At 73.4% G+C, this 11822-nt stretch carries 13 protein-coding genes; 9 read left to right on the top strand and 4 right to left on the bottom strand.

Annotated features, from left to right (window positions below; genetic code table 11):
- Positions 1-102 precede the first annotated feature (102 nt).
- Positions 103-906, top strand: a complete 804-nt coding sequence (locus ACZ6X9_RS02940) for a hypothetical protein (protein ID WP_469776126.1) — start codon at positions 103-105, stop codon at positions 904-906.
- Between the two features lie 54 nt (positions 907-960).
- On the opposite strand, the gene ACZ6X9_RS02935 is transcribed toward ACZ6X9_RS02940, so the two are convergent.
- A complete protein-coding gene (locus ACZ6X9_RS02935) occupies positions 961-1464 on the bottom strand; it encodes a hypothetical protein (RefSeq protein ID WP_469776125.1) in 504 nt (167 codons plus the stop codon).
- A gap of 101 nt (positions 1465-1565) precedes the next feature.
- Here ACZ6X9_RS02935 and ACZ6X9_RS02930 point away from each other — a divergent pair, with 101 nt between their 5' ends.
- A complete protein-coding gene (locus ACZ6X9_RS02930) occupies positions 1566-2555 on the top strand; it encodes a DMT family transporter (protein WP_469776632.1) in 990 nt (329 codons plus the stop codon).
- Here ACZ6X9_RS02930 and ACZ6X9_RS02925 read toward each other — a convergent pair.
- Complete coding sequence (locus ACZ6X9_RS02925) at positions 2533-3639, bottom strand: magnesium and cobalt transport protein CorA (RefSeq protein WP_469776124.1); 1107 nt, start codon at positions 3637-3639, stop codon at positions 2533-2535. The genes ACZ6X9_RS02930 and ACZ6X9_RS02925 overlap by 23 nt on opposite strands.
- A gap of 492 nt (positions 3640-4131) precedes the next feature.
- Between ACZ6X9_RS02925 and ACZ6X9_RS02920 the strand changes: the two genes are divergently transcribed.
- From ACZ6X9_RS02920 to ACZ6X9_RS02905, 4 genes are all read left to right on the top strand, one after another.
- The gene (locus ACZ6X9_RS02920) at positions 4132-4758 is read left to right on the top strand and encodes a suppressor of fused domain protein (protein ID WP_469776123.1); all 627 of its coding nucleotides are present in this window, start codon (positions 4132-4134) and stop codon (positions 4756-4758) included.
- An 89-nt stretch (positions 4759-4847) separates the two neighbouring features.
- The gene (locus ACZ6X9_RS02915; RefSeq protein ID WP_469776122.1) at positions 4848-5489 is read left to right on the top strand and encodes a DUF6758 family protein; all 642 of its coding nucleotides are present in this window, start codon (positions 4848-4850) and stop codon (positions 5487-5489) included.
- 231 nt (positions 5490-5720) lie between these two features.
- Positions 5721-6581: a PHP domain-containing protein gene (locus tag ACZ6X9_RS02910; RefSeq protein WP_469776121.1), complete on the top strand. Its 861-nt coding sequence runs from the start codon at positions 5721-5723 to the stop codon at positions 6579-6581.
- Positions 6582-6832: 251 nt separating this feature from the next.
- Positions 6833-7438 (top strand): MarC family protein, encoded by a 606-nt coding sequence (locus tag ACZ6X9_RS02905; RefSeq protein WP_469776120.1) that lies wholly within the window; start codon positions 6833-6835, stop codon positions 7436-7438.
- A 117-nt stretch (positions 7439-7555) separates the two neighbouring features.
- On the opposite strand, the gene ACZ6X9_RS02900 is transcribed toward ACZ6X9_RS02905, so the two are convergent.
- Positions 7556-7708 carry a hypothetical protein gene (locus ACZ6X9_RS02900; RefSeq protein WP_171170788.1) on the bottom strand — a complete coding sequence of 51 codons (153 nt, stop codon included), beginning with the start codon at positions 7706-7708 and terminating at the stop codon, positions 7556-7558.
- Positions 7709-7981: 273 nt separating this feature from the next.
- Between ACZ6X9_RS02900 and ACZ6X9_RS02895 the strand changes: the two genes are divergently transcribed.
- A complete protein-coding gene (locus ACZ6X9_RS02895; RefSeq protein ID WP_469776119.1) occupies positions 7982-8908 on the top strand; it encodes an NYN domain-containing protein in 927 nt (308 codons plus the stop codon).
- 280 nt (positions 8909-9188) lie between these two features.
- Positions 9189-9965 (top strand): VOC family protein, encoded by a 777-nt coding sequence (locus ACZ6X9_RS02890; RefSeq protein ID WP_469776118.1) that lies wholly within the window; start codon positions 9189-9191, stop codon positions 9963-9965.
- Here ACZ6X9_RS02890 and ACZ6X9_RS02885 read toward each other — a convergent pair.
- On the bottom strand, positions 9940-10869 hold the full coding sequence (locus ACZ6X9_RS02885; protein ID WP_469776117.1) for an alpha/beta fold hydrolase: 930 nt from the start codon (positions 10867-10869) through the stop codon (positions 9940-9942). The two genes, ACZ6X9_RS02890 and ACZ6X9_RS02885, sit on opposite strands and share 26 nt — an antisense overlap.
- Positions 10870-10936: 67 nt before the next feature.
- Here ACZ6X9_RS02885 and ACZ6X9_RS02880 point away from each other — a divergent pair, with 67 nt between their 5' ends.
- On the top strand, positions 10937-11704 hold the full coding sequence (locus tag ACZ6X9_RS02880) for a 3-oxoacyl-ACP reductase family protein (protein ID WP_469776116.1): 768 nt from the start codon (positions 10937-10939) through the stop codon (positions 11702-11704).
- The last annotated feature ends 118 nt before the right edge of the window (positions 11705-11822 follow it).

Raw genomic sequence — 11822 nt, 5'->3', positions numbered from 1 at the left:
CGTGACCGGCCGCGGGCTGCCGCTCCGCGCCGGGGGAGGCCCCCGGGACCCAGGGGGCGCGAGTACGCTGCCGTATCCGGCGCTGACAGGAGGCAGGAGCAGGTGCGAACCCGGAAGGCGGCTCTCGTGGGGGCCGTGTGCGTGGGGCTGTCCACGGTCCTGGTGGCCTGCGGCGGTGAGGAGGACCCGGACGCGGGCACCAACGGCGTGGGCAAGCTCAAGGCCGCGGCGATCCAGGACCGAACCCGGGAGGCGGCCCGCGCCGCCGACGCCGTCCACCTGTCCGGCAACATCGTCAGCCAGGGCCGCACCTACCGGATCGACGTCCGGCTGACGAAGGACGGCGGCAGCGGCAAGGTCACCTCCGGGGACGTCGCCTTCGAGCTGCTGCGGGTGGGCGAGGAACTGTTCGTCAAGGCGGACGCGGCGTTCTGGTCCCGCGGCGGCGCGGGCGCCCGGCCCGGCGGCGGCCCGAACCCGGTCCCCGCGCCGGCCGCGGGGACCGCAGGCAAGAAGGGCAAGGGGGACCTCGCCACGGCCGCGCAGAAGCTCAACGGCAAGTACGTGAAGGTGCCCTCCGGGGACCCGGCCTATCGGCAGTTGCGCGGCTTCACCGACAAGAACACGCTGCTCGACGGGCTCCTCGGCCTGCACGGCAAGCTTCTCCGTGGTGACCACGGAACGGTCGGGGGCACCCGCTCCATCCGTCTCACGGCGGGTGACGCGCAGGGCTCCGGCGGTGTCCTGGACGTGTCCCTCGACGGGACGCCGTACCCGTTGCGGCTGCGGCGGGCGGGGGGTGCGGGGGAAGTGGACTTCACGGAGTGGGGCCGGGGGTTTCCGCTGCGCGTGCCGGAGAAGGGGCAGACGCTGGATTACGGCAAGCGGCTCCCGGCAGGGGGGTGACGCCCCGGTCCCCCCTCTGGGGGAGGGACCGGGGCACAGCCTCCCGCAGGGGCCTCAGCGGCCGCGCCCCCGCCGCAGCAGCCGCGGCAAGCCCGCCGGCATGGCCCGTCGGGTCGTAGCGGGAGTCGGCAGCGGCACGGCCGTCAGCGGACCGTCGGGCAGAGGCGTCGTCGCGCCGGTGGGGGACAGCCGGAGGACCCGGCACTCGCGGGCCCACCGGTCGGTGATCGTCTCCGCGTCGGGCGCGTTCAGCCGCTTGCCCTTGAGTTCGGCGACCGCGGCGGTCCACGCCTCGCCGCCGGGCGCGAGTTCGGTCACCCCGGCGGTCCACTGGACGAGCCGGCCGCCCTTGTCCTTGCTGCGGACGGTCACCGAGGCGGTGCTGCCGTCGGTCAGGCCGAGGCCGTCGAGCGGCTGCTCGCCGGGGCCGCCGACGAGGTGTACCGCGCTCTCGTGCCAGACGTGCCACAGGGCCCGGCTCGGCCCGGTGGGGCCCTGGACCCAGATCAGGCCCGACTTCTTGGCAGCCTCTTCGATCAGCGCCCGCGTCTCCGTCATGCGCCCAACTCTATGACCACGCGCCGGTTCGTCCCTCCGTGCGCCGAAGATTCCCGGTTACTCTCCGCGAGGCAGCGGCCTAGGCTTGGGCTGTGAGCGACGTGAGTGATCCCCGCACCGGTCAACCGCCTGCCGCCGCGCCTCCGTCCGTGCCGTCGCGCCTCGACCCGGGCCCGGGCGCCGGGTGGACGCACGCCCCGCTCGACGTCGTCCTCCTGCTGGTCGCCGTCGCGGGGCTCGCGCTGTCCGCGCCGCTCATCGCCCACATCACGGCCGTCCCGGCGCTCGCCATCGCGTTCTGGCGGAACGCCATGGCGGTCGGCGTGCTCACCCCGGTCGCGCTGGTGCGGCACCGCGCCGCGCTGCGCGCCCTGGACCGACGGGCGGTCGTCCTGGCCGTCGCCGCCGGCGCCCTGCTCGCGCTGCACTTCGCGGTGTGGCTGCCCAGCCTCGGGATGACCTCGGTGGCCTCCTCGACCGCCCTGGTCACCACCACCCCGATCTGGACGATGATCCTGCTCCGGATACGCGGCCGGCGGCAGCCGGGCGTGGCCTGGGCGGGCACCGCCCTCGCCTTCCTGGGCGTGGTGATCCTCACCGGCGTCGACCTGTCGAGTTCGCCGCGCGCCCTGGCGGGGGACGGCCTCGCGCTGGCCGGCGGCATGGCGGCGGCGGGCTACGTCCTGCTGGGCGCGGAGGTGCGGCGCACGGTGGCCACCGTTCCGTACACCCTCGTCTGCTACGCGACGACCACCCTCCTGCTGCTGGCGACCTGTCTGGTGTCGGGCGCGTCGCTCGGCCCGTACGACGGCGGTGCCTGGACGCAGTTGGTGCTGCTCACGGCCACCGCGCAGTTGCTCGGCCACTCGCTGGTCAACCGGGTGGTGAAGACGCTCGGCCCGTCCGTCACCTCGACCGCGATCCTGCTGGAGACCCCGGGCGCGGCGCTGATCGCGGCGCTCTGGCTGGGGCAGTTGCCGCCGGTCGCCTCCTACCCGGCGCTCGCGGTGATCCTGGCCGGCCTGGCCCTGGTGATCGCCGCGGAGCGCGGGGCACGGGGAGGAGGGGCTAGAGCCAGCCGTTCCGCTTGAAGCCGCGGTGGATCGTCACGCAGATCGCGACGGTGACGACCATGACGGTGGGATAGCCGTACCTCCAGTGCAGCTCCGGCATGTGCGTGAAGTTCATGCCGTAGATGCCGGCGATCATCGTCGGCACCGCGAAGATCGCCGCCCAGGACGTGATCTTGCGCATGTCCTCGTTCTGCGCGACGGACGCCTGCGCGAGGTTGGCCTGGAGGATCGAGTTGAGCAGGTCGTCGAAGGCGACCACCTGCTCGTGCACCCGGGCGAGGTGGTCGGCGACGTCCCGGAAGTACTTCTGGATGTCCGGGTCGACCAGCCGCATCGGCCGCTCGCTCAGCAACTGCATCGGCCGCATCAGCGGCGTCACCGCCCGCTTGAACTCCAGCACCTCCCGCTTCAACTGGTAGATCCGGCCCGCGTCGCCGCCTCGCGAGGAGCCCTTGCTGGGGGCGGAGAAGACGTCGATCTCGACCTCGTCGATGTCGTCCTGCACCGCGTCGGCGACCGCTATGTAGCCGTCCACCACCTGGTCCGCGATGGCGTGCAGCACCGCCGACGGGCCCTTGGCCAGCAGTGGCGGGTCCTGCTCCAGCCGGTGCCGCAGGGCGCGCAGCGAGCCCTGGCCGCCGTGCCGGACGGTGATGATGAAGTCCTCGCCGGTGAAGCACATCACCTCACCGGTCTCCACCACCTCGCTGGTCGCGGTGAGTTCGGCGTGCTCCACGTAGTGGATGGTCTTGAAGACGGTGAACAGCGTGTCGTCGTACCGCTCCAGCTTGGGCCGCTGGTGGGCGTGGACGGCGTCCTCCACCGCGAGCGGGTGCAGGTTGAACTCGCGCGCGATGCCCGCGAACTCCTGCTCCGTGGGCTCGTGGAGGCCGATCCAGACGAAGCCGCCCTCCGCCCGGACGCGCCGCATGGCCTCGGCGGGACCACAGGGGGCGCTGGCCCGCATCCCCTCGCGGTAGACGGCGCAGTCCACCACGGCACTGCAGGTGGACGCGTCCCGAGTGGCGTCGTACTCGTACGGGGTCCCGCCGCGGCGCAGGGCGGGACGGACGGCGGCGCGCAGGTCACGGATCATCGACATGGCTGGCTCCATTCACGGGCCGGCCGCCGGTCGGGGCGCGGGGGCAACACGGCCAGGAACGGGGACGTGCGGGCCTGTGACGAACCGGGTACGGACACAGGCGGACGTCCACGAAGCGGGCCGCGCTTCGTGCGTAGCGCGAGAACGGCGGCAGTTCGCGGAGAACTTCGCTGAAGGCTTGCGGGAGGGGCGTAAGGGCAGCGTTCTCCCGCCAAGAGCCGCGGGCGCGAAAGGACTTCCGGAAGCCGGCACGGAGGGCCCGGCGGGGGAAGGCGTCAGATCACACGAATCGCGGAACGCGCGTCCGGAGCGACGAGGCGGGAGAACTGTCGGTACTGCACGGTCGACTAGGATCCACCGCAGCCCCACCTCCTCCGGCCGGTCCCCGCTGAGGGACGGACGTGACTCCCTGACCAGAGGCCAAGGCTAGCAGCCGCCCGGGACGTCAAGCCCCCGCTTTGCCTGTTCGATACACGTTCTATGCTCGGCGCCATGTCAGACGTTCTCGCACGGGTCGAGGCCGGACTCCGCTCCGCCTTCGGCGAACCGGACGCGCGCGCCGCGGTCACCTTCCTCGGCACCGACCGCATCGAGGTCCTCCGCTTCCCCGTGCCCGGGACCGGCGGCGCCGCGTCCGGAACCGGCGACGCCGTCGGGGACGCCGTCCGTTACGCCACCCTCGGCATGTCCGCGCACCCCATGGCCGATCCGACGTCCCCGCTGGCCGACCCGGTGCGCGGGCCGCGCGCCGAGCTGCTCCTCACCGTCCGCCCGGGCCGCGCCGACACCGACAAGGTGCTCAGGCCGCTCGCCGTGCTCGCCGCCTCCCCGCAGGTGGAGGGCCTGGTCGTGGCCCCGGGCGCGTCCCTGGACACCGGTGCGCCGCTGTGGCCGGGCGCCCCCTTCACCGCCGTCCTCGTCGGCGAACCGGGCGGGCTGGTCGAGGACCTGGCGCTGGACGCGCCGATGGATCCCGTCCGCTTCCTCCCGCTGCTGCCGATGACCCCCAACGAGGCCGCCTGGAAGCGCGTCCACGGCGCGGCGGCCCTCCAGGAGCGCTGGCTGCGGCACGGTACGGACCTGCGCGACCCGCTGCGGAAGGGCGTTCCCCTCGACTGACGCGGCGATCCGGCGGCCGCCCGGGCACGGCACTCCGGAAGGGTGATCGTCCTTGACGCGACGGCGCCCTCGGAGGACCGTTGGACCCTATGAGGGGCGAACCCAGTTGCCCGAAGTGCGGTGGCCGGGTGCGTGCGCCCGGTCTCTTCGCCGACTCCTGGCAGTGCGCCGTGCACGGGAGCGTGCACCCTCTGCAACCCGTGGTCCCGCCGAGCGTCGAGGCGCTGGCCGTGGTCGTCGGCCGGGCCCGGGTCCCGGTCTGGATGCCCTGGCCGCTGCCGGTGGGCTGGCTGTTCACGGGGGTCGTCTGCGCCGGTGACGACCGCAGCGGCGGCCGGGCCACCGCCGTCGCCTGTTCCGGCCCGGGTCCGCTCGGCGGCCCCGGCGAGCTGCTGCTGATCGCCGAGGAGCTGGGCGTCGGGCTGGGCGCCCGGTACGCGGGCATCGACGGCCCCGACCCCGGCGCCCGGCTGACCGTCGACCGCCCCCCGGACGCCAAGGTCCTCGCGGCGGGCCGCCCCACTCCGCTCTGGCACGTGTCCGGCGTCCCCCATGACCGGGCCGTCTTCGCCGGCGAGGCGTGCGGCCTGTGGCTGTGGGCCATCGTCTGGCCCGAGCGGTCCGGGCTGCTGATGTACGACGAGCTGGTCCTCACCGACCTGCGGGACGCGGGCGCCGAGGTGGACCTGCTGCCGTGCGGGGCGCTGTCGCCCTGGATCGTCTCGCCCTGAGGGAGGCGGCTCGCCCACGTCCCGCGGGCGGAGGAAGGCCGGAGGTCACGGGCGGCGGGCCGGTGCGCACCGGCTCTGTACAAACCGTCGCGTCCGCCGCGTGCGGGATGCCGGATCGGACCGGCCGGTGAGCGGGCCGACGACCGTTATCCTGAACCGGTTCCGTCCGTAGCGTGATTCTGACCGGTTCCGCCCGTTCAGGTCCCGTCCGTTCGCTGGGAGGCCCGTGTCGTGCGCATCGACCTGCACACCCACTCCACGGCCTCCGACGGCACGGACACCCCCGCCGAGCTGGTCCGCAACGCCGCGGCGGCGGGGCTGGACGTCGTGGCGCTGACCGACCACGACGGCGTCGGCGGGCACGCGGAGGCGATCGCGGCGCTGCCGCCGGGCCTCACCCTCGTCACCGGAGCGGAGCTCTCCTGCCGGCTGGGCGGCGCCGACGGCGTCGGCGTGCACATGCTTGCGTACCTCTTCGACCCGGCGGAGCCGGAGTTCGCCGCCGCGCGCGAACTCGTCCGCGACGGCCGTGAGCCCCGCGCCCGCGCCATGGTGGCCCGACTGCGCGAACTCGGCGTGCCGATCACCTGGGAGCGGGTCGCGGAGCTGGCCCAGGGCGCCGTGGGACGGCCGCACGTGGCCACGGCCATGGTCGAGGCCGGGGTGATCGACACCGTCTCGGACGCGTTCACGCCGGAGTGGATCGGCAACGGCGGGCGCGCCTACGCCGACAAGCACGAGTTCGACCCGTTCGACGCGGTCCGCCTGGTCAAGGCCGCCGGCGGGGTCACCGTCCTCACACACCCGATGGCCGTCAAGCGGGGCGTGTGCGTTCCCGAGGACGCGATAGCCGAGCTGGCCGCGGCCGGACTCGACGGCATCGAGGTGGACCACATGGACCACGACGCCGCGACCCGCGCCCGGTTGCGCGGCCTCGCCGCCGACCTCTCCCTGCTGACCACGGGGTCCAGCGACTACCACGGTCGCAACAAGACCTGTGAGCTCGGTGAGTTCACCACCGACCCCGAGATCTACGGCGAGATCACGCGCCGCGCGACGGGCGCGTTCCCCGTCCCGGGCGCGGGCGGCTGAGCCCGCACCACCCCGGAAGCCTCCCGCGCGGGACCGGACACCCCTGACACCGTCCGGGCTTCCGCGCGCATCCGTGCGCCATACGACCCGGCGCGCTCCCGTCCTTCCTTCCGGGGCCCCTTTCCTCTGGTTTCCTCGGTTTCCTCTGGTTTCCTCTGGTTTCCTCCGGCTTTTCCGGCTTTCCTCCGGCGACCGCTCCGTGCGCCGCCCCTCCCGTCCTCCGACCGGCACCACACCGCAAGGCCCTCACTGTGTTCGACTTCGCTGTCTTCGGCTCCCTCTTCCTCACCCTGTTCGTGATCATGGACCCGCCCGGGATCACGCCGATCTTCCTCGCCCTGTCCTCCGGCCGGGCCGCCAAGGTCCAGCGGCGCATGGCCTGGCAGGCGGCGGCGGTGGCCTTCGGCGTCATCACCGTCTTCGGCATCTGCGGCCAGCAGATCCTCGACTACCTGCACATCACCACCCCGGCCCTGATGATCGCGGGCGGTCTGCTCCTGCTGCTCATCGCGCTGGACCTGCTCACGGGCAAGTCGGAGGAGCCCACGCAGACGAAGGACGTCAACGCCGCGCTGGTGCCGCTGGGCATGCCGCTGCTGGCCGGGCCCGGTGCCATCGTCTCGGTGATCCTCGCCGTGCAGCACGCGGACTCGTTCGCCGCCCAGGTCTCGGTGTGGACCGCCATCGCCGCCATGCACGTGGTGCTGTGGCTGGTGATGCGCTACTCGCTGCTGATCATCAAGGTGATCAAAGACGGCGGTGTGGTTCTCGTCACTCGGCTCGCGGGCATGATGCTCTCCGCGCTCGCCGTGCAGCAGATCATCAACGGCGTCTCCCAGGTGATCCACAACTGGTGAACGGCCGCGCGGGCGGCCGGCGCAGGCCCCCGGGAACGCGAAGCGCCCCCGTACGGACGGTCCGTGCGGGGGCGTTCCGCGTCCGACGACGGCCGGACGTGCGTACTCTTCAGCCTGTCACCGGGTCGCGGTGTCGGCCGGGCGGATATAGATGCGCTGGCCGACCGAAGCGGCCTGCTGCACTATCCGGTTGACGGAGGCGGCGTCCACGACGGTGCTGTCGAGGGCGGTGCCGTCGACGTCGTCCAGGCGCATGATCTCGAAGCGCACAGGCTTCTCCCTTCGTCTGATCCTCCTGAGGAGAACTTCACAAGAACAGGAACACGCACCGCCACACTGCGGCGCCTTTCCATACGTGTCCAACGAGGTGTCGTCTGCAAACATTCCCTACGCTAAAGAAATTTTTATCATGACTAATTACTGACCGGTAGTGCGGAGCCCCGGATCCGGCCCGGGGACCGCCCACCGCGACCGAGACCGCCGGCGTACGCACTCCCCCCACGGACCACGTGGCCCCCCACCGCCACGGATGAGCGAGCATCCATGACCGAACACCGTCCCGAAGCGCCCGACCTCGCCGCGGTAGTCGCCGGCATCGAGCGCACCAACGAACTGCTCACCCGCGTCCTCGCCGAGGTCGCCACCACGCCCGCCACCCACGCCGTCTTCGTGGACGCCGGCTACGCCTACGCCGCGGCCGGCCGCCTGGTCGTCGGCAGCGAGGACCGGCGGGCCATCGAGCTCGACGCCGAGGGCCTGATCGAGGCGTTCATCGACAAGGCGCGCACGATCTTCCCCGACAGCCGGCTGCTGCGCGTCTACTGGTACGACGGCGCCCGCCGCCGTATCCACACCGCCGAGCAGCAGGCCATCGCCGAGCTCCCCGACGTCAAGGTGCGGCTGGGCAACCTCAACGCCCACAACCAGCAGAAGGGTGTGGACTCCCTGATCCGCACCGACCTGGAGACCCTGGCCCGGCACCGGGCGATCAGCGACGCCGTGCTCGTCGGCGGCGACGAGGACCTGGTCTCCGCCGTCGAGGCGGCGCAGGGGTACGGGGCCCGCGTCCACCTCTGGGGCATCGAGGCCCCCGGCGGACGCAACCAGGCCGACCCGCTGCTGTGGGAGGTGGACAGCCGGCGCACCTTCGACCGCGATTTCTGCGAGCCCTATGTGACCCGGCGGGCCGCCCCCGAACCGCTCGCCGAGGCCGGGGCGCACCGCGGCGCGGTCCCGGACCGCGAGGAGGTGCGGTTCGTCGGTGCCCGGGTCGCCTCCGAGTGGCTCGGCGCCCGGGGCCCGGACTCCCTGGCCGAGCTCCTCCCCGGCCACCCCTACCTGCCCGGCGCCGTCGACCAGGAACTGCTGGTCGCCGCGGAGGCGCTGCTCGGCCTGTCCCTGCGCGGCCACGCGGATCTGCGCAGGGCGCTGCGCGACGGGTTCTGGGACCACCTGCGGATGCGGTTCTGAGACCACCCGCGCGTGAGGTCATGAGACCGGGGCGACTGCGGAGCCCTAAGGGACGGGAAGGGAACGCCGGAACGAAGGGTGACCGAGTTCCGCGGCGGAGAGGGGTGGAGTCCTGAAACGGGGGCATACGCCGGGGGGAAGAACTGCGCGTGGGACGCGCGTGCCGGAATGCGCACCGGAGGACCGAGTGGAACCCTTGCTACGGGTGGGTCGCGGCCCCACGCGCGCCGGCCGCCCGTCACCGCTGGAGTACCGGACAAGAGAAACGAGGCGATCGGCCATGTCGGCTTCCGACCGTGCGGGGCCGGGGACGCCCTGCTGGGTGAGCCTGTTGTCCGGCGACCTCGGCGCGGCGCAGCGCTTCTACGGCGCGGTGCTCGGCTGGACCTTCCGGCAGGGCTCGCTGGGCGAGGACTTCTGCGTCGCCCTCTCCGGCGGCCGGCCGGTCGCCGGGCTGGGCAACGTCGCCCGCAGGATGGGCGTGCCCGTCCACTGGAGCAGCTACTTCGCCGTGGACGACGCGGACACGGCCGCCGCGCGGGTCCGGGAGCGCGGCGGCACCGTCGCCGTCGGCCCGCTCGCCTTCGGCGGCGGCCGTGCCGTACTGGCCGCCGACCCGGACGGCGCGGTCTTCGGTTTCTGGGAGGGGCGGGTGCTGCGCGACTGGAGCATCGGCAGCGGCGCCGCCCCCGCCTGGCTGGAGCTGCGCACCCGCGACTGTTTCGACGCCGCCCTCTTCTACGGCGGCGTCTTCCAGTGGGACGGCCAGGACACGGACGTGCGCTACGAGGACGACGTAGTGATGGTGCGGGTGGCCGGCCAGACGGTGGCCTGCCTGCGCGGCGGCGCCGTCGAGGCCGCCCCGGACCCCAAGGTCCGGCCGCGCTGGCACGTCTACTTCCGGGTGGACAACGTGGAGAAGGCCGTCGAGGCGGCCCTCGCGGCCGGCGGATCGGTCGCCGCCGAACCGGGTGTCTCCCGGGTCGGCCAGGAGGCGACCCTCTGCGATCCCGAGGGCGGCATCTTCACGGTCACCGAGGCGGCGCGGGGCTGCTGACCGACGGCCGGGAGGCCCCCGGCGGCGGCACCGCCGGCAGCGAGGCCCAGAAGTCGAGAAGCCGGGCGGCGGTGGCCGCCGGCTCCTCGGCGTTCGGCGAGTGCCCCGCCCCCGCGATCACCACACGCCGGGCGGACAGCTCCTCCGCCATGGCGTCCAGCTCGGGCACCGGCCAGGCGTAGTCCTCCTCGCCGGACACCACGCACAGCGGGATCGGGAGCCGCGCCAGCTCCGCCGACCGGTCCGGTTCGGCCGTCAACTGCCGTGCCGTGGTCGTGAGCTGGACAGGGTGGGTGGACAGCCAGCGGCGGCGCAGGAACACACCGGGCTCCGTCGGCAGGATGCTCTCCTCCGGGCCGCCACCCTGCTCGGCGTCGAGCCGCCGCATCTCCCGCCACACGTCCTCCATGCTCATCCCCAGCTCCTCCAGCGCGTGGATCAGCAGGTGGACGCGTTCCCGCTGCCCGGCGGAGACCGGTCCCCGACCGCTGCTCATCAGCGTCAGCGAGCGGAACGGGCGCGGGTCGCGGAGCGCGGCCGCCCGGGTGATCAGCCCGCCGAGCGAGTGGCCGAGCAGGTGCACCGGACCGTCCCCGAGCGCGGCGGCCTGCGCCAGCACGTCGAGGGCCAGTTCCTCCCGGCCGTAGGCCGACGCGTCGTCGGGCCCGGGCGTCTCGAACTGCCCCCGCCCGTCCACCGCGACGGCCCGCACGCCGGCCTGGGCGAGGGGCTCCAGCAGGGCGATGAAGTCCTCCTTGCTGCCCGTGAACCCCGGCACCAGCAGCACCGTGCCGCGGTGCGCGCCGGCCGGCCGGGCGTCGTGGACGGCGAACTCCCCGCGTGCGGTGGCGAGGCGGTACGCGCGGGCACAGGAGGGCAAGGTGAGGAAGGGCGGCCTGCTCATGGTCCGAGGCTAACGCGACGTCCGATGGCCGCCGGTGCCGGGAGCCCCGGGCGGCGACGATCAAAGCATGAACACGATGAACAACGCACTGGTTCCCACCGAGTTCGACGGCAAGGCCGTCCTCGTCACCGGCGGCAGCCGGGGCATCGGCCGCGCCGTCGTCCTCCGCCTGGCGGCGGGCGGCGCCGACGTCGCCTTCACCTACCAGGCGAACGAGCGGGCCGCGGCGGACGTCGTCGCCGAGGTCAAGGCGCTCGGCCGGCGCGCCCTCGCCGTCCGCGCCGACGCGGCAGACGCCACGGCGGTACGCGGCGCCGTCGACGCGGTCGCCGCGGAGTTCGGACGGCTCGACGTCCTCGTCAACAACGCGGGCACGGGCGCTCTCGGGCCCATCGGCGAGCTGACCGAGGAAGACGTCGACCGGGTCCTGTCCGTGAACGTCCGTGGCGTCTACCTGGCCACTCAGGCGGCCGTACGCCACCTCGGCGAGGGCGGACGCATCGTCATGATCGGAAGCTGTATGACGCAGTACACGCCGTTCCCCGGCGGCTCGCTCTACGCCACCAGCAAGGCGGCGCTCATCGGTCTCACCAAGTCCCTGGCGCGGGAGCTGGGCCCCGCCGGCGTCACCGTCAACATCGTCCACCCCGGTCCCGTCGACACCGACATGAACCCGGCGGACGGGCCGTTCGCCGAGGCGCAGGCGGGGGCGACGGCGGTGGGGCGGTACGCCCGGCCGGAGGAGATCGCGGCGACGGTGGCGCACCTGGCCGCGCCGTCGGCCGGGTACGTGACGGGCGCTTCGGTGGCCGTGGACGGGGGGTTCGCGGCGTAGGAACGCGACGTCGAACGCCGGACGGGCCGAGTCATCAGCCCGTCCGGCGTTCGAGAACCACCGCGCGGAGCGCGGTTCCGGGGCGGAGCCCCGGGAAACGGTGAAGAGGTGGGACCGG

The organism is Streptomyces sp. NPDC052910, from assembly GCF_055585605.1.
The sequence above is the reverse complement of the archived record's forward strand: the minus strand, read 5'-3'. Positions and strand labels throughout refer to the sequence as shown.

Coding starts and splice junctions, on each gene's coding strand:
- ACZ6X9_RS02895 (WP_469776119.1), top strand. CDS start 7,982: ATGACCGAACACCGTCCCGAAGCGCCCGACCTCGCCGCGGTAGTCGCC.
- ACZ6X9_RS02925 (WP_469776124.1), bottom strand. CDS start 3,639: ATGTCGATGATCCGTGACCTGCGCGCCGCCGTCCGTCCCGCCCTGCGC.
- ACZ6X9_RS02935 (WP_469776125.1), bottom strand. CDS start 1,464: ATGACGGAGACGCGGGCGCTGATCGAAGAGGCTGCCAAGAAGTCGGGC.
- ACZ6X9_RS02890 (WP_469776118.1), top strand. CDS start 9,189: ATGTCGGCTTCCGACCGTGCGGGGCCGGGGACGCCCTGCTGGGTGAGC.
- ACZ6X9_RS02915 (WP_469776122.1), top strand. CDS start 4,848: ATGAGGGGCGAACCCAGTTGCCCGAAGTGCGGTGGCCGGGTGCGTGCG.
- ACZ6X9_RS02885 (WP_469776117.1), bottom strand. CDS start 10,869: ATGAGCAGGCCGCCCTTCCTCACCTTGCCCTCCTGTGCCCGCGCGTAC.
- ACZ6X9_RS02920 (WP_469776123.1), top strand. CDS start 4,132: ATGTCAGACGTTCTCGCACGGGTCGAGGCCGGACTCCGCTCCGCCTTC.
- ACZ6X9_RS02880 (WP_469776116.1), top strand. CDS start 10,937: ATGAACACGATGAACAACGCACTGGTTCCCACCGAGTTCGACGGCAAG.